This is a genomic window from Paenibacillus sp. CMM36, from assembly GCF_053570945.1.
This window is the reverse complement of sequence record NZ_JBSEDY010000003.1, coordinates 282817-299993: the sequence shown is the minus strand read 5'-3', so window position 1 is coordinate 299993 and position 17177 is coordinate 282817. Positions and strand designations below refer to the sequence as shown.

The window sequence follows — 17177 nt, the reverse complement described above, 5'->3', positions numbered from 1 at the left end:
TCAACCGCTTGACATATTTTCGAAAGAAAAAGAGCTCTCCTCTTGATTTCAATTACTCTAATAAGGATAGCTCCACCTTCTATCACAATGCTGAAAACTATGGAAACTGTATTAAGCCGTACTAGCTTCAATCAGTTTCACTGGTAGATAGGTTTCTCGCGGGACATCACTGAATCCACCTTCAATTTCTTTAATAAGTAACTCTATGGAAGATCTGGCAATCTCCTGTATTGGTTGCTGAATTGTCGTTAATTCAGGGAGAAGATTGCGGGTTGTTTCTGTTCCGTCATATCCAATTACGCGAATATCTTCAGGAACACGTTTTCCTCTTCTTCTTGCTTTAGCAATAAAAGACGCAGCCACCAAGTCATTACTCGCAAACAATCCATCTACTTCAGGATGTTCATCGAGCAAGCGTTTAATCGGTTCGTCGTGATTCTGTTGGTGGAAGGGATCATGTACTTCATAGGTAATTGCCTTTCGACCATACTGCTCCATCACATCTTCATATGCTTTTCTTCTTAAGCTTGCTGGTGTTTCCAATTCAACAGGGCCATTTATGTGTAAGATATGCTTGCACCCTTTTTCAATAAGTAGTTCTGACGCCAGTTTTCCACCCATATAATTATCCGATCCTACAACTGGGATTGAATCGGATAGGAAGCGATCGATCGCAATGACGGCAATGTTCTTCTGTTCATAATTTACGATACCCCGATTGTGTGTACCAACGATAATACCGTCAACTTGATTTCGCATAAGCATATCCACATATGATTCCTCTTTATCCAGCTGATTCAAACTGTTACAAAGCAACAGCTTATAGCCTAATGACGCACAAATATTCTCTATATGAAAAGTCAGCTCTCCGAAAAATGGGTTGCTTGTAGTTGGAATGATTAATCCAATCAGATTTGTTCGTTTACTAAATAATGACCGAGCCACATCATTTGGAAAGTAATTTAGCTCTTGCATCGCTTTATGAACTTGATCCTTCGTTTCTTGACTGATATAGCCACGATTATTAAGTACGCGAGAAACCGTAGTCGGTGAAACTCCTGCTAATTGTGCAACATCGTTAAGTTTTGGTTTCATTGATTCTCCCTGCCTTCTCTCCATGCCATATCTCTAATTTTTTTCATTTTAACATGGTTAAATGTTAAAAAACATGCTTGAGCATTCTTATGGATTATTCTTCAGATTTGTCTCCCTCTAAGAATCTCCTTGGCGACAGAAGAACTGGTCAAAGAAGACGCTAAAAAACAAGGATATGATAGCGAATTTGTTGATCATTACATCATAGAAATGAGCAAAAATCCTCCTGAAGAAGCTTACACCGTATTGCCTGCGGCTGTAACCATTTCGTCGAATCGTGCCACTGCTTAATAGGCTCTGTCATAAGATCATTTCAATTTTAATGATAATGGAAAACTAAAGCCTAAGCAGTCTCATTTCCCCAGATGCATGTCAGATGATAATTCAACGATCATCTTCATAATTAGTGAGAACTCATTGACTCGAAGTTATACTACTTCTTCATTGTCAATTGTTAGCGAATAATAATGTTTTAGACTAAACAATAAAGAACTAGACTGAGATAAGTTATAGACTGGCGACGCGCGGCCCGCATGCGCGACTGCAGTTGCGCTCCCCATCTCTTCCGGAATGAAGTCCAGCTTTGCGATCGGCGCGCTAGCGACTGCGCCCGTGTAATTAGAAAACATAGTCTTAGACTGGAAAATAAAGTATTAAAGGTATAAACTACGAATATGCTTTTTTCTTGAACCCTCTCATATGATGAGAGTAATTCAGTATTCGAGGAGATGGTCTTGATGAACAAGAACATAGGGATTAAGGATACTTTGGTAAGGTTCGACGAGATTTCGAAGCATTATGTTCGGGAGCTGGACAAGTATAGTCTGGCGGAACTGTGTCGCAAGCCAAGCGAGAACGAATGGTCGCTTGGGCAAATGTACCTGCATCTGCCCCATTCCACGATGAACTTGCAGCTCCGTCTTGCGGAGCAGTGCATGGCGCTCGGTGGCGGCAACGAGGAGGGCGACGGGAAGACGGAGGCCGGTCATGCCGTGTTTGAGCAAGGGAGCTTCCCACCGGTTCGCATTCAAGTACCGGCCGACTTGCAATATACGCCCCCACAGCCAGAAAGCAAGGAGCAGCTTGTCGCCAAGCTGGAGGAAGCAAGGCGCCGCATGCATGAGATTGGGGCGTCGCTACAGAACATAGACCCAGAGCGGCTGCAGCGAAAGGCGACTCATCCGGCCGTAGCCTTCGGCGCGTTAAACGCGGTCGAATGGTTCACGATGGTGGAGATGCATTACCGTCATCATCTTCTTCAAAAGGAGCGGCTGAACGCTTTCTTACAAACTGCAGAGTTATTAGGCTAACAGGACACGATAGTTGAATGTTGACCACAACAGCGGCCAGTCTAGGAATTTATTTTCGCGTCCTTATCTGCCGCTGTTGCATTTGTCGGATCAGTCTAAAACTTTATTTTGGACAATAAAGTTGTATACCAAAATCCAATATTTGTAATTTCGATTCTTTTATCAATATATAAAAATATGTACGTTAAAATGGGGTAATACCAGAGAAATTGATACAAACCGCAATTTGTTTCCTCTAAGCTTTTAGAGGCTGATCGTTTGGACTGCTTACATCAACATAAACACGAACATATTCACTGTTTCTGTTCTGATAGGCCTTTGAACGCTTCAGCACTCTGTAGTAGTCCTCGAAGTGCTCCAAAAACTGATCAATCTCTTCAGGTATTCCTTCAACCCGTATTTTTAGCATCCTCTTTTACAACTCTTCTTTTAGCGATGAGCTTGGAGCATTTTCAACCATTTCGTTTGTGATTCCGTGGATGGCGGTCGCTTCTTCTGGAATGAGGGATACCGGCTTGATTAACGTTTCAAAAAGAGGATTTTCGTCAAGATCAATAATTGCAATCTCTACGATCTCAGAGTCGCCATCTAAACCGGTGGTTTTCACATCTAAAATGATATATTCTGATTTTCTTTGGCTAACTGAACGGTTCGAGCTTTTTGTATTGCTGCTAGTTGTTTCTCTTATTTTCACAAAAAACCAAGCTGACGATTATAAGATGGACTTTTTCTTGTACAAAAAAGAGTCTGCCCTTGGGCAGACCCGATACAAATGAACAGACTCGTGCAAGTTGTGCTCAGTCAGATTGAACCTGCAGGATAGAGGCTGTTTCAATTCGGATTTATTTTGTTAACTTGATAATAATGTGCTTCTACCCAACATCGTCTCTAATTCGAAAACATTTATTCCATCTAATGATCTTTTAATGGAATAACCTAGCTGACATTTTTTAAACACCTCTATTGACACTTAACACTATCATCAATACAACACTTCGTTAAGCCACATTATTACAAATTTATTGATGTAGTTGAGATGGACTCACTTTTTGAATTTGAACAAGTATATCAAACGTTTTACCTAATGATATATCAACAGTTTTTGGTATAGCAGGGCCTTCTTTAGTTATTCCAGCGAAAATTTGATGTTGTTCGTTTAACCAAGTTTTTGTCACTCCGTTCGCCTTACGTAAATCAATAAAAAATTGATCTTTTTTGACCTGTCCAAAAATGTAATTATAACTGTTTGGATCATCTGATTTTAATATTCCATATGGGCCAAATTCACCATCATTATTATAAACATTATATTGTCCTTTATAAACTGATGTTCCAATAGATACATACCGTTTTCCATAATATTCTGCTAAATGCTGCCCAGCTACTTTAGGGTATATAAATGGAATCATATTTGTTTTCGAAACGTGTCCATTATGTCCCCAAACTATGGTTTTCCCTAAATGTTCTTCAGTCCACTTCGCATTTTCATACATTGCAATATCATGTTTCAAATAAAAATCCGATGGTTTATCAGGGGATGTTCCTCCTAACATTGTAGTAAACTGTTCAATAATACGAGCATTTTGTTTTATCCATGCGAACTCTTTGGATTTTCCGTTCAGATAACTTTTATTTTGTTCTAATAAAGCACTGATTTGTTTAGCATCTGAAATATACTTTTCTTTTTCTTCTTTTGTAAGGCCCTCAAAAGTAGTCATATCCTTTGTTACAGGAATGAGACCTTTTATCTTCTCTTCTACTCTAGGCACAAGATCTGAATTGTTTCTTTTTATATATTCTATTATATTATTATAAACATTCTCGTTTACTGATTGAATGTCCATCCCAATGATACGCACTTTAGATTTATGTTCTGGATTAGCATTATATTGTCGAATCCAACTAAGTAGATCTAACATTTCTTTTGTGTTAAATACAGGTGATAGATGTTGGCTTGGGTTTCCCTTACCAGTAAGAACATATCGATCAAGCTCCAGAGCTCTGTCCCATCCCTCTTCTAAAACTAAGTTGATGAATCCCTTTTCAGATACTAAATAATTAACAATGCGTTGTTTCATTGTAAAAACTTCATGAGCCCCATGCGTAGCTTCACCTAAACCTACAATTGAAGCTGAACCTACCATATTCTTAAGTGGTTTTAAATCATTAAAAGATGCAGTTGGATTAGTTGTTTTTAAAGGCTTTGCATGCATTTCTAACCATTCCGTTATTTGATTTGTATTGTAGGGAGCTGTAACAGAAACTCCTGTTTTCGAGTCTGCATAAGTACTTCCTACAAAATTAGTCAGTATTATAGCAAAAACACCAAGTGCAATAATCATTTTCTTTTTCATAATACCCTCCTAAAATACTTACTTGTTAGTTTTTTGACATGCTCTAAGGAGCCCATTTTAAACCATTTTTTTCCTTTTTTCCTACTTGCTAAATTCAGCAAGTAAAATATTTTTAAATGGATCAGGACTATCAGCTTTAAAGCTGTTCAAATTGACGACCAATGTATGCTTGCCTCCAAGTGTGCCACCAGCAAAAGTGGTAAACCCTAGAACTCTACCTTTGTGTCCCCATATCGAGACACCGTTTGGAAGCTTAGTTTCAAAGATCCCAAGACCATATCCGGTTCCTTCTCTATCTGTAGGAACTGTAGTAAGCATTTGTTTTAGTTGCTGTTCCTTCAGTAATTTACCACTGAGTAAGTAAGAGAAGAATTTGTTTAAATCGTCAGCAGTAGAAATCATATCTCCATCCGAGCTACCTGGGTTAATATAAGTAACGTCTTTTAGCTCACTTGCTCCGTCTAGTTGGAAATAGCCACGGGCATGCTTGGTGCCTGGAATCACGCTTGAATTGCCAGGTAGGAATGTATTTGACAAATCAAGCGGTTCAATAATCCGATTTTCAACCTCTTCCGCATAGCTGTTTCCAGTTACTTTTTCAATAAGGATCCCCAGTATTACGTATCCTGTGTTTGAATAAGACCAACCCTTTCCTGGGGCAAAGTCTGGGGGAAGAGAAATCCCCATCTTTACGAATTCTTCAGCCGTATACGATTTTTTTGTATCCGTATAATCAAAGTCTTTTGAATTTACATAGTCAGCGATACCACTTGTATGATTCAATATCTGCCGGATAGTAATTTGGTTACCATCATATCCGTTTCCTTGAATGACACCAGGCAACCATTTTTCAATGGAGTCGTCTAGATTCAAGCGGTTCTCTTCAGATAATTGAAGTAGAACTGTTGCAATGAATGTCTTCGTTACACTACCAATGCGAAAGCGAAAATCTGTTTTCATTGGTTTCTTGGTGCTCAGGTCCGCTAACCCAGCGGCATAACTCCATGTTTTTCCACCCTCAGAAGTTTTAGCAAGTATCCCAGGATATCCAAGTTGCAATGTATCCCGCATTGCTTCTTTGACGGAATTACGTTCACTTTGAGTGCTTGTTTGTAACGGACTAGATACATTTTGAATGGACTCCGCTTTTACAATTGAGGTTGGTGTTGTGTATAACAGAGAACTTCCAGCCATTAAAAGGACTAAACCTGTAGATGCAATTTGACAATGCTTTTTCATAAAGATATTCTTCTCCTCTATTCATATTGTATCGGCAGTTATTTGCTGTTTTAGGGCAAGAGTGGATTTGCAATTATCTTTACTCATTATTATTTTCACAAACGCTATTGTGTCCTAACAAACGGTAAATTCCTTTTTTTTCACATGTATGTTAACCCTAGAAATTACTTCTTTTCCTTAAAACACTCTTGTTACTGGTTTGTTTTTCATAAATAGGTCATACCTGTTTCCCCTTTCACGCCTCTTTATTTTTTTATCATACACAATGAAAATCTCCCCTCCTCGTTTATTGTTAATGTGTTAAACTGCCTCTATGATTCTAAGTATTTTTCTGTCACATACAGTAGTGTCAAAATGTCACACTATTAAAAATCCTAATATTATTCGGAGTGAATATCTCAATCCAGATGTCGCTGTCAGTGAAGCTGGTGATTTGGCTGTGTCTTATTCGTATTCCCAGTTGCTCCATAACCTCTCTTACCGGAACTCTTGCCAATCTCACAATCGCTTGCATTTTTCTAGGGGGTAACTCACTCTCGTTGCCAACGTAAAAACACCTCCAAGGTTATCTCCATATCTTACGACATGGCTTGATTCTCTTGAAGGTGTTTTGATTTGTCTCACGTTATGGGGTCAGTCCCCTTGATCTACAGTCGAAAAAGGTTCCTTATCTAACTTTACCAATCGATCAAAAACCTTAATTTCAAATCCCGATTCATTTCTCAACACTTCAAACCGGATGTTCTCCTCTACCGCCGGATTGATGGCTGAACCGAAACATTGTTATCTCCTGACTACAATCAATCATTTTAAGCCCATTATCTTCAAACAGGCATTCAGCATATCCTTGTTTTTATAGATTACAACAGTAATCTCCTGTCGTGCTCTCGTTAGCATTTGGTACAAACGCAGCCCCGTTGTTTCTTTGCACTCCACCTAGGCGACATTCTTTAGCTTGGCGTATTGTTGCAGGTGTAAGGCTTTTGCCGATGCCCAACCGCCGATGACAAATTGACATCGGACAATTTGTCCGATATAATCAAAACAAAACGGACAAACTGTCCGAATTTATAATACGAAGGGTGAAACTGGGATGCATATCAAAAAATTGTATTTTTTATCTGTAGGTGAATGTTTCCTAGATCAATCGGCAGTTAATCGAACCCTTGCCCCCGGGAAATTAGTCGGAATGCCTGTGTGGTCTTTTCTATTGGAAACGACCAGCGGGCCGATACTCATCGATACGGGAATGCCCGACGCTTTTATCAACAATCCCGATTACTACAAGGGGACTAGACGTGAAGGGCGCGTCGTCCCCAACATGTCTGACGACGACTCGATCGTAAATGTGTTAAAGCGTGTCGGTTATCGACCTGACGATATTCAAATGGTCATTAGCTCCCATTTACACTTGGATCATTCTGGGGGAAACGGGCATTTCCGCAATACGCCGATCCTTATTCAAAGGGCAGAGTATGATGCGGCCATAAACAATGAGGATTACTCTCCATTAGAGTGCAGGCTGCCCGATTTACAATATCAAATCATTGAGGGTGACCATGAATTGATTCCGGGGGTTCAAATTTTATTCACTCCGGGTCATTCCCCTGGCCATCAATCAGTCCTTGTCACAACGGAAAAGTCGGGTCCAGTGCTACTGACAATTGATGTTGCTTATACTCGGGAGAACTTCGAGAATAGCGTACCGTTCTTGACATTCGATCAAGAGATGGCTGCCAAATCGATTACTCGCATGCAGGAGTTAATTCAGGATGTTCGGCCGTCCTATGTTTTCTTGGGACACGATAGAGATCAGGCGCAAAAATGCCGCACCTTTCCTGACTTCCTGTAATGGAGAGACAGGCTATGGATACTCAATCAATGGCTTTATCCGGCAATGAGCGAAAATTAATGGGGACACTTTGCTTGCTCATTATTTTCGGAAACATCAATATGACCATGTTTAATTTGTCTATACCTTCGATTTCCGCTGACTTTGCCCTGACCTCCTCGCAGGTGAGCTGGGTTATGGTCGGTTACAGCATTTTGATGGCTATCGGCGCCGGTACTTACGGCAGGTTAACGGAGTCCTTTTCCTTTCGCCAGCTGTATGTCATTGGTTTAATCCTTTTAGCTTTCGGCTCTATGATCGGCTTTTTTGCAGCTTCATACTTGCAAGTCATCATTGGAAGACTACTGCAGGCAGCAGGGGCCTCATCCATCTCTCCCCTGTCTTATGCGGCAGTAACCCTGTATTTTAAGCCTACAGTCAAGGGACGGGTGCTGGGAACCTTATCCGCCACAATTGCCTTTGCTTCCGGCTTCGGGCCTGTGTTCGGCGGTTTCGTAGAGCAATACTTTGGCTGGCGTGCTTTGTTCATCGTGTCCAGTCTGAGCCTATTTGTTATCCCTTTGATATTCAAGTATGTTCCTGACAAGAAACACGACCGCGGTTCATTCGATTTTCTCGGAGCTGTTTTGTTCTCCGCGGGACTGGCGTTGGTATTGCTAGGGGTTACGAACTATTGGTTTATGCTCATTGCAGGAGCAGCAGTTCTTCTATGGTTCGGTACTCATATTCAGAAAAAAGAACATCCATTTATCGATGCATCTTTCATGAAAAATGCTCCTTACCGACGAATTCTAGGGATTGGATTCCTTACCTTCGTATGCAACACGGGGTTAACCTTTACTCTTCCTGTCATGATGAAGAATTCCTTTCATTTACCAACTAGTAAAATCGGTCTGCTGATGCTTCCCGGTGCCGCCTGTGCAGCCTTGCTCGGATCCCGGATCGGAAGTTGGACAGATCGTTTCGGAAGCTCCCGTGTGCTTGTCATATCGCAAAGTCTCGTCATCAGCGGATTTATACTACTGGGGGTATCCGTACATTTGCCGCCATGGATCGACGCTTTATTGATCATTATCCTTATGATTGGATTCAACGGTGTCCTCACCTCTAGCAGCAATTTAGTTTCGACGACACTCCGTTCGGCTGAGCTGGGTGTGGGGATGGGTATTTTCACACTGGCCTATCTCCTAGGCGGAGCATTCGGCCCTGCGCTGGTCGGCCGACTGATTGATCTAAAGATGCCTTTTTCTGTTGTTTATTTTACCATTTCCCTGTTGGCAATCCTGACATACTTATTCGCAAGAAAAGCAAATCCTAGCGGAAGCTATGGTAATTAGTTTAGTAGACTTACGACATGTCCGAAAGATACGGAGGATGAATAGATGAGTAAATTAAATTTCCAACTGTCCTTTGCTGCTATTCATGAGCTGGCCGAGAGGATCCGTACAAGGAAAATATCCCCGGTAGAGATTACAGAACATGCGCTTCACCGCATCGAACGTTTGAATCCGAAACTGAACGTTTTCGTTACCCAAACGTCCGAACTGGCGTTTGAACAAGCGAAGCAATCGGAACGCGATATTATGCATGGTCGGTACAAAGGGCCCCTTCACGGGATTCCCATCGTTCATAAGGATCTATATTACACTAAAGGGATCCGAACAACTGCCGGTTCAAAAATATTGAACAGCTTCGTCCCCGATTACGATTCGACGGTTGCAGCTAAGCTACATGAGGCTGGAACAGTTCTGCTAGGCAAAGTACAGACTCACGAGTTCGCTGCGGGATTGACAACAACTAGCCCACACTTCGGTCCTTGTCTCAATCCGTGGAACACTGAACTTGTAACGGGAGGTTCAAGCGGCGGCTCGGCTTCTGCCTTAGCGGCTGGACTTACTTATCTGGGCACAGGCTCGGATACCGGAGGTTCGATCCGCATACCCGCTGCTTTGTGCGGTGTCGTAGGGATGAAGCCGACGTACGGTCGGGTCAGTCGGTATGGTATCATTCCAATGGCCTGGTCATTGGACCACTCGGGTCCGTTGACCCGCTGTGTCATGGATGCGTCCCTGTGCTTGGATGTGATGTCTGGCTTCGATCCAAAGGATGAATCGACTGTCGATCTGCCTGCGCCAGGTATCAAGATGTATCCGAATGGTCTCAGGGGTGTGCGTATCGGATTGCCGACAAGCTACTATTACGAGGATTTGATGCCAGAAGTGGAAGCTGCGATGAAGGCCGCTATCAATAAATTCCGAGAACTGGGAGCAGAAATCATCGAAGTTAGCCTGCCCCTGATCAAACATGTTAGAAGTGCGACGATGGCCATTATGATGACGGAAATGTACTCGTACCACGAGAAGTGGCTTGAGACAGAATTGGAACAGTATGGACCGGACGTCCGAATGTTTCTTGAAAGCAGTAGAGATATTCCGGCTTCCATTTACCTTCAGTCTCAGCGGGCCCGGCAACTAATTGTCAATGATTTTTTGAATGCATTGTCCGGAATCGACATCTTGTTGACGCCGGCAACACCGATCACTGCGCCGCGTGCAGATGATGAAGCTAGTGTATTCAGATTGAACTCATTTACGGTTCCGACCAATTTGACTGGCTTGCCTAGCTTGAGCATGCCTTGCGGCTTCTCACCTTCCGGTCTGCCGATTAATATGCAATTGATTGGCCGCCCCTTCGAAGAAGCGACAGTACTAGGTATCGGCAATACTTATGAAATGAATACAGACTGGCACAAGAGACATCCGGATTTGTAAGCCTGACTATATTTGATGGAGGGTAATCTATGGATCAAAAGCAACTTAACTCTGAAGTTAGCAGGAGAGCATCAACCGAAACCGGAACAGATACGACGAGCGACAAGAAAAAAGCATACGAGCAGTTTATTCATACGATCGCAAGTTTAAAGGAACTGGACCTATCGGGCATTGAACCGCATTTGCCTCCAATTTACAAAAAGCACTATACCAAGAGATAAAAAAAGCTCATCGGTCACCCAAATGAATGTATTTTTAATTTTTCACGAAATGTATTATAATTATGAAGACGGACAACATGTCCTATACACGAAAAACGGACATATTGTCCGTTTTTCGTGTTAAATAACAGTTAAATTAATGATGAAGGGAGATGTTTATGGTGAATTCAGAATCGCAATCTGTCTCTCTGAAAATTCCCAGAGAGGAGTTAAACCGAAGACGAATTTTGGCGGCGGCTAGAGAACTTTTCATCAAAAAAGGCGTTGACAATGTCAATATGCATCAGATTGCGAAGACTGCTGGAGTAGGACAAGCAAGCCTATACCGCCGCTACTCGGATAAGGGCGACATATGTCAGGAGATCGCGTATGAAGAATACCAACCTTTGTTTGATGAAGTTCAAGCATTTCTTGATCAATCCCCAGAAACCGCTGCCTTGGACCGGCTTTACCATGTAATCGTAAGATATGTCTCTTTTTTAGAGGCGAAAGTTCCTTGGCTCTGTGAGGTCAGCCGGGCCTCAACCGGGCATCGTCCGTTACAATCCCCGTTATGTCAATGGATGCGCAATATAAGCAGAAATCTGCTAAATGAGGCCGTTGAACAGGGAGACGTATCCGGGGTGGACATTTCATATACTATTGAAGCCCTGCTGGCCGTGCTTCACAATATCGATTACCATCTCCAAGATGAGGGCTTTACAAGCCAACGAGTTCTTGATGGATTACACCGCATATTTATTGAAGGTTTAAGAGCTAATAGACATTAATTGAGGGGCTGGCCACAAAGCCACATAACATGGATGAGGAATAGTCCTGCGTAACTCCTCTTTTTATCTCATAATGGTATATTGAATGTACAAAGAAACCATATCCTTTCAAATGGTCGGGTGGTACCTCCATTTTACCCAGGAACGGTTTCTTATTGTTTTACAATTGGAGAACAGGACGTCCCTAGTCATTTTTATGACTTATGGGACAACCCTTTTTTTCTGCCAATGGCTGCTACGCGAATTGTCCGGATCGGACTTCCATGGCACGCTCTCCTTATTCGGTCTTCTTATCATCAGCAGCGCTCTTTCGTCTACTTCCTGTAGGCTTCGTAGCAGCAGGCTTAGTAGCCTGAGAATCCATGGAGAACAAGCAGGTTTTCATCTTATGTATTCCAAAATTGCAGTTGAAGAGATTTGTACAACACTTGGGGATTTTATTAACTCATCTTCCAAACTCCACGTCCAACTTCTCCAATCCATAACCAAACCACCTTTACGAAAAGTATCAATTATGATCGTAATTTGGATTCGATATCGATAATACCATATGTTAACATTTATAGGATATATAGAGTAAATAGAAACACAAAAAACCAATAGAAACAAGGGGCTTTGTTTCTACTGGTTTAAAAATGTCTCAAACATATACCCAAAAATGTCTCGGTTATCAACCAAATCAGTCTCAATTATTACCGTTACTCACTGTGTGGTGTCATAATTAATGAGAATATCCACATTGCTTAAATGCATAAAAATACATCCACTTGTATACATTATTTTACCATCGAGTAACCCTAAAGATACAAAAAAGGGCACAAAAAATGCCGGTTGGCAACTTTCTTTGTTCAACATATATTTATGAATCTCGGTTAATCCTTCACCGATCGCTACAATATACTTCTCATTTTCTTTTTTATTCTCCGTTTCAAAATGGATATAAAAAACATATGCAGTTCCATCATTAAATACAAAGATGCAGTAGCTGGTAAATCTTCAATTAATTTAATTTTTGAGTCTGTTATGAGGTATACAATATTGTTTGGATCATAGAGGTACCAGTCATCTCTCATCACTTACGATATATCCGTTAACTTTTTTATAGCCAGCAGCCATTTTCTCCTTATAAGCTTCATCACGTAGTCTTTTTATTCTTTCCTGTTTTAATACCTCTCTAGCTGCTAATTTTAGTTTATTGTACCTTCTATTGAATTTATCTAACTGATAGAATGCAAACACATTGCTAAGCTTAGGCCTTTCATTGAGAAGGGTTAATAACTTAGGAATTGTGACTGAACTGTAAAACTGCCCCAAACTCTTTGGATCTAGCTCTTAGTTTTCTTCTGTATTCTGTTCTTTGCGTTCTAAGAGTATCTATCTCTTTCAACAGTTCAACTTCACGTCTAGCCAGATGGTTTCTTTCAGTTTCAACTTTAGTAATATTTCTTTTCAGAGGCTCTCTGAGTTATGCCCGATGATTTCTTTCATCACCAGCAAATTTTGATTTAGATCTGCTGTAAAAGGAACGACTAGTTGAGGTATTTCTTGTTTCATGAAACTTTTTTTGATCAAAGCTGAACCAGTGTAAATTTCTCCCGTTCCCTGTATGCAACCATTGAAATACTCTTGATACTCCAAACGGAAGAGCAAATGGGAAAAAAGTTCCTAACCATATATCCGGTTTAATAAGATAAGTTAGTACCTTTTGCAGAATGATGACGGTCTCACCCTTTCATGAAAATCAAGAAATTCCATATTTGCTAATTTAGCATACCCAGCCCCATTATTTTAATTCAAACGCTTAATTGCCCTTGTCTTAACACAAGACAATATCATTTATCTGTAAAACAAAAAGCCGCCAAATTGGCGACTTCATAACCACTGCAAGTTCTTGTCCCGAACTGAGAACAAGAACTAGGTACCCCCTTGGGAAAAGAATATGATCTTATTGTCAATCATCATATTATTATAGGTAAGATGCAAGGAAAGATTCTTACGCCCTCTTACCACTGTAAAACTATATTATGAAATTCTCCGTGTTAGTCTTTCGATTTCTGCTAACTTCTAAGGATACGAACCCCCGGTACGGTTGTGAGCCGACGGGAGGTTACGTGTCCAGGCATAAGATAATACTTTAATTAGTTTTGGAGACCAGTTTAGATACGGATATAAGCAATCGGGCTGTAACCATTTCGTCGAATCAAGCCGCTGCTTAACGGGTTCTGTTGTAAGAACGTTTCAATTGGAATGATAATCATAACTACTGTCTAAACATTCTCATTTCCCCAAATGCTTACCAGATCATTGATCTGAAGCGACACGACCCTCAGTTCTCCACCAATGGCGTAGAGTTCTAGTCCCTTACTTTCGAAGTCCGGGAAAATCATGTCTGAAATGATTGTTTTTCCATGATTGCCGAAGACTTCGACACTTGACCAATCCAGATAAATGCTCAACTGTATCCTCTCATGCTCTGGCTTCATAGTGGCCTTGTGTATTGCTGTGAAATCTGAATGAAAATCAGTGGCGCTCGACTTCGTCCGATCGACGAACAATTCCTCATTCGAGATATTATATCCGATGATCGTCTCCTGATTGGCGGACTTCCGTACTTTAAACCCGAATTCCATAGCAGTACCGATTTCAAATTCTGCAATAATTTCTGCCTTGGCTGCGGAAATATCAGACAACACGTTCATATCTGGCTTAATCGTCAAGTCTTGTAGAGACAAAATCGGTTTTCTTAGCTGACTTAATTCATTTATGGGTGTTTGGATTAGGCGAAGTCCCTCGGGATAAGTCCTTAGCTGTAGCTCCCGGGGAATTGATGTCTTGCCACGCCATTCCTTTGAAGGAAGCGTGGTAGCATAACGCCAATTATTCATCCAGCCGATCCAAATCTTTCGTCCGTCTTCGTTCGAAATGCCATTCCAGGACACGGCCGCGTAAAAGTCTGATCCATAGTCTACCCATTTGATAGTATCGATGGATTCCAACGCTTCATCTGGCGTGAACGACTTACCGTCAAAGTTGCCTACAAAATACATCATGCCAGAACCGCCTGCCGGTGGTTCCGGATCGTCTGGATTCACACCATTTCTATCCCCGACGCTTAGCATCAGAATCCACTTCGTGGTATTAGGATCCTCATCCACTTGGATTCGAAATATATCAGGACATTCAAATATCCCTCGGTGTATATGTGGAATGTCGGAACCGAATTCGCTTGCAAAAGACCATTCTTTCAGGTTTGGAGATGTGTAAAATTCTACACGGTCCCTTACGGCAAGAACCATGATCCACATTGATGATTCATCATGCCAAATCACCTTCGGATCACGAAAGTCTAGCGTGTCCGTTGGAAATAAAACCGGGTTACCTTCATATTTTGTCCAGGTTCGACCTTTATCCTTGCTGTAAGCAATGCTTTGCACCTGCGGTTTTCCAGGCTGAGCCTTGTTGCCCTCATTTGTATAAATGGCCACCAATCCTGATCCTTCCTCTTTGAAAAATCCGCTGGTATTGTTCTTATCCACCACCGCACTCCCCGAGAAGATCGCTCCGTCCTCCCCAGGTGGAATCGCTGGTGGAAGCTCAGTCCAATGCACTAGATCCTTGCTTACCGCATGCCCCCAATGCATGTTGCCAAAATCAGGCTGCGTATCATGGGGCGTATGCTGGTAGAACAGGTGGTATTCTCCTTCAAAGTAAACCATGCCGTTGGGATCGTTCATCCAATTTTTCTCCGGTGAATAATGAAATTGAGGCCTGTACGTCTCACTATAGTTACTTTTTCTCTTTCTGCCGCTATAGTCGTCCGTTAGGTTTAATTCTTTCATAGTATCCGCTCTCCTCTTGATTGTTGATAAGGTATTTAACATAATAATTTGAGTTGCTCGTTTGCAAATGAATTTGAAATACTACCATTTAAATGTTTCAGCTTTGATCTTTGAGATATCTGTCATAGCCTTTCTGTTTGATTTCCAGCCATTTATCTAGCCCCAGTCTGGACAGCTCGGCTTTATATTCGGCCCATTCTTCTTCCACTTTACCCGTCTTGATCCATTCCGCCCGCTTGCGGTTAACGTAAGCAAACAAATCGGTTTCCAATGTGGAGATCTGCTTCTGATCCTCCAGAGAGAAGAAGACTTTCGGGAAATTATGGTCAGCCTTCATATAAGGAACGAGTCTTTCCTTCATGAGCTTAAGCCGTCCCACTGCATCATCGGGCTTAGTCGTAACCGTTCCGTAATACTCGTCAAGAATTGCTAATGGACCACCGATGTTCGTTTTTTGCCGTAGCTCGACAGGGGCCGTTCCCTTAAGCGGAAGATGCTTCAGCATATGACTCGCTTCATCGTATTCAAAAATGTTCTGCTGAGTTTTGTCGCCGTAGGTACCCCAGTTGTCTTGCACGGACTGGATAGGATCATACAGCTGGTCAATCCATTTTGCCGTAAGCTCGAGATTTTGGTTGTCACTGGTAATCACCATTCTCCCCCGGTCAAAGCCGAGATTGTTCGTGCGGGTCACATTGACTTCACCGCTTGGTCCGGCGAGCGGATTCATCAGTTCATATTTATCGTTGTCTCCTGAAATATTCGCCTTATCCCATTGGAAGTAGAGGCCATATCTTTCACTCTGACCTTTGGCTAGATACGTGTTATAATCCTGCTCGAATGATTCCTCGTCGATCAGGTTCAGTTTATACAGCTCATTAAGATATTTAATCCCCTCTTTGTAACCGTCCTGATCGGCAGTGAAGACCACTTTCCCCTCATTGGTCACTACCGTATGATCGCCGTTGTCCCCAAGACCGAATGATCCGAACAGAAAATTCAGGTCCTCATTGCCGTTATTGAGCATAAAGGACAGCGGGATTTCATCCGCTTGGCCATTTCCGTTAGGGTCGCCATTTTTAAATGCGAGCAGAACTTTTTTTAAATCCTCGGTGGTTTTTGGCATTTTAAGTCCCAGCTTTTTCAGCCACTCCACATTGATCCATGGCATGTCGTTTACAGAATGAATGCTCTCCTTCTCAGAACCCAGTTCTTCAATCCAAGGAAAGGCATAAATGTGCCCGTCCTGTGCGGTTATCATGGATCTGTACTCAGGCGCTTCCTTTAATACCTTCTGCAGATTGGGCATATATTTTTGAATCAAATCCTCTAAAGGGATAATAGTTCCATCCTTTCCGAGGTTCAACAAATCGTAATCGGAATATCCGGCATCCAGTATGGCATCTGGAAGATCTCCACTGGCAACAGCAAGGTTTCTTTTTTCAATGAAGGAATCGGAGGTGAAGTTGGTAAAATCGATATGCACCCCTGTTTTTTCTTCCAGTCTTTTATAAATCAACTTTTCATTTGGATCGGAAGGTGCCAGCGGCGAGCTTTGAGTCATAAAATGCAAAGTAACTTTCTCTTTAAGCGGCAGAGTAACATTTTCCAGCTTGTAATCTTCGGATGCCGCAGAATTATTGCCCGAACCGCCGCATCCGGCAAGCAGTGAAGTAGAAAGTGCCAACACAGACAAGGTTAGTAATGTTTTTTTCATCTCTATTCC

16 protein-coding genes are annotated in these 17177 nt (G+C 41.9%); 7 read left to right on the top strand and 9 right to left on the bottom strand.

Translation table 11 applies throughout. The annotated features are described in order from the left end of the window. Window positions 1-111: 111 nt before the first annotated feature. Window positions 112-1095: a LacI family DNA-binding transcriptional regulator gene (locus ACWA2B_RS08655; RefSeq protein ID WP_029515909.1), complete on the bottom strand. Its 984-nt coding sequence runs from the start codon at window positions 1093-1095 to the stop codon at window positions 112-114. Between the two features lie 129 nt (window positions 1096-1224). Between ACWA2B_RS08655 and ACWA2B_RS08650 the strand changes: the two genes are divergently transcribed. Further along, a complete protein-coding gene (locus tag ACWA2B_RS08650) occupies window positions 1225-1386 on the top strand; it encodes a hypothetical protein (RefSeq protein WP_161626974.1) in 162 nt (53 codons plus the stop codon). Window positions 1387-1832: 446 nt separating this feature from the next. Continuing rightward, window positions 1833-2405 (top strand): DinB family protein, encoded by a 573-nt coding sequence (locus tag ACWA2B_RS08645; RefSeq protein ID WP_449291932.1) that lies wholly within the window; start codon window positions 1833-1835, stop codon window positions 2403-2405. 235 nt (window positions 2406-2640) lie between these two features. Here the strand turns inward: ACWA2B_RS08645 and ACWA2B_RS08640 are convergent, their stop codons facing one another. The 4 genes from ACWA2B_RS08640 to ACWA2B_RS08625 all read right to left on the bottom strand — a co-directional run bounded on the left by ACWA2B_RS08640 (window position 2641) and on the right by ACWA2B_RS08625 (window position 5998). Further along, on the bottom strand, window positions 2641-2814 hold the full coding sequence (locus ACWA2B_RS08640; RefSeq protein ID WP_080658577.1) for a DUF3970 family protein: 174 nt from the start codon (window positions 2812-2814) through the stop codon (window positions 2641-2643). Window positions 2815-2820: 6 nt separating this feature from the next. After that, entirely contained in the window at window positions 2821-3099 is a 279-nt protein-coding gene (locus ACWA2B_RS08635; RefSeq protein ID WP_080658578.1) for a 3'-5' exonuclease, read from the bottom strand. A 325-nt stretch (window positions 3100-3424) separates the two neighbouring features. Then, window positions 3425-4759: an erythromycin esterase family protein gene (locus ACWA2B_RS08630; protein ID WP_069010912.1), complete on the bottom strand. Its 1335-nt coding sequence runs from the start codon at window positions 4757-4759 to the stop codon at window positions 3425-3427. 81 nt (window positions 4760-4840) lie between these two features. Beyond that, window positions 4841-5998 carry a serine hydrolase domain-containing protein gene (locus ACWA2B_RS08625; RefSeq protein ID WP_069010911.1) on the bottom strand — a complete coding sequence of 386 codons (1158 nt, stop codon included), beginning with the start codon at window positions 5996-5998 and terminating at the stop codon, window positions 4841-4843. Between the two features lie 1093 nt (window positions 5999-7091). Here ACWA2B_RS08625 and aiiA point away from each other — a divergent pair. The 5 genes from aiiA to ACWA2B_RS08600 all read left to right on the top strand — a co-directional run bounded on the left by aiiA (window position 7092) and on the right by ACWA2B_RS08600 (window position 11612). Beyond that, the gene (gene aiiA / locus ACWA2B_RS08620) at window positions 7092-7850 is read left to right on the top strand and encodes a quorum-quenching N-acyl homoserine lactonase AiiA (RefSeq protein WP_318627612.1); all 759 of its coding nucleotides are present in this window, start codon (window positions 7092-7094) and stop codon (window positions 7848-7850) included. Window positions 7851-7864: 14 nt separating this feature from the next. Continuing rightward, window positions 7865-9187, top strand: coding sequence for an MFS transporter (locus ACWA2B_RS08615; RefSeq protein WP_449291931.1), 1323 nt, complete (start codon window positions 7865-7867; stop codon window positions 9185-9187). A gap of 45 nt (window positions 9188-9232) precedes the next feature. Continuing rightward, on the top strand, window positions 9233-10621 hold the full coding sequence (locus tag ACWA2B_RS08610) for an Asp-tRNA(Asn)/Glu-tRNA(Gln) amidotransferase GatCAB subunit A (RefSeq protein ID WP_069010907.1): 1389 nt from the start codon (window positions 9233-9235) through the stop codon (window positions 10619-10621). A gap of 29 nt (window positions 10622-10650) precedes the next feature. After that, window positions 10651-10842 (top strand): hypothetical protein, encoded by a 192-nt coding sequence (locus tag ACWA2B_RS08605; protein WP_069010906.1) that lies wholly within the window; start codon window positions 10651-10653, stop codon window positions 10840-10842. Between the two features lie 158 nt (window positions 10843-11000). Further along, window positions 11001-11612: a TetR/AcrR family transcriptional regulator gene (locus ACWA2B_RS08600; protein ID WP_069010905.1), complete on the top strand. Its 612-nt coding sequence runs from the start codon at window positions 11001-11003 to the stop codon at window positions 11610-11612. A 1062-nt stretch (window positions 11613-12674) separates the two neighbouring features. On the opposite strand, the gene ACWA2B_RS08595 is transcribed toward ACWA2B_RS08600, so the two are convergent. The 4 genes from ACWA2B_RS08595 to ACWA2B_RS08580 all read right to left on the bottom strand — a co-directional run bounded on the left by ACWA2B_RS08595 (window position 12675) and on the right by ACWA2B_RS08580 (window position 17168). Next, window positions 12675-12926 carry a hypothetical protein gene (locus tag ACWA2B_RS08595; RefSeq protein ID WP_449291930.1) on the bottom strand — a complete coding sequence of 84 codons (252 nt, stop codon included), beginning with the start codon at window positions 12924-12926 and terminating at the stop codon, window positions 12675-12677. A 135-nt stretch (window positions 12927-13061) separates the two neighbouring features. Further along, window positions 13062-13250, bottom strand: a complete 189-nt coding sequence (locus ACWA2B_RS08590; protein WP_141695469.1) for a hypothetical protein — start codon at window positions 13248-13250, stop codon at window positions 13062-13064. A gap of 629 nt (window positions 13251-13879) precedes the next feature. Continuing rightward, window positions 13880-15451, bottom strand: coding sequence for a glycoside hydrolase family 32 protein (locus tag ACWA2B_RS08585; RefSeq protein ID WP_081317544.1), 1572 nt, complete (start codon window positions 15449-15451; stop codon window positions 13880-13882). 97 nt (window positions 15452-15548) lie between these two features. After that, window positions 15549-17168 (bottom strand): ABC transporter substrate-binding protein, encoded by a 1620-nt coding sequence (locus ACWA2B_RS08580; RefSeq protein WP_029515922.1) that lies wholly within the window; start codon window positions 17166-17168, stop codon window positions 15549-15551. Window positions 17169-17177: the final 9 nt, after the last annotated feature.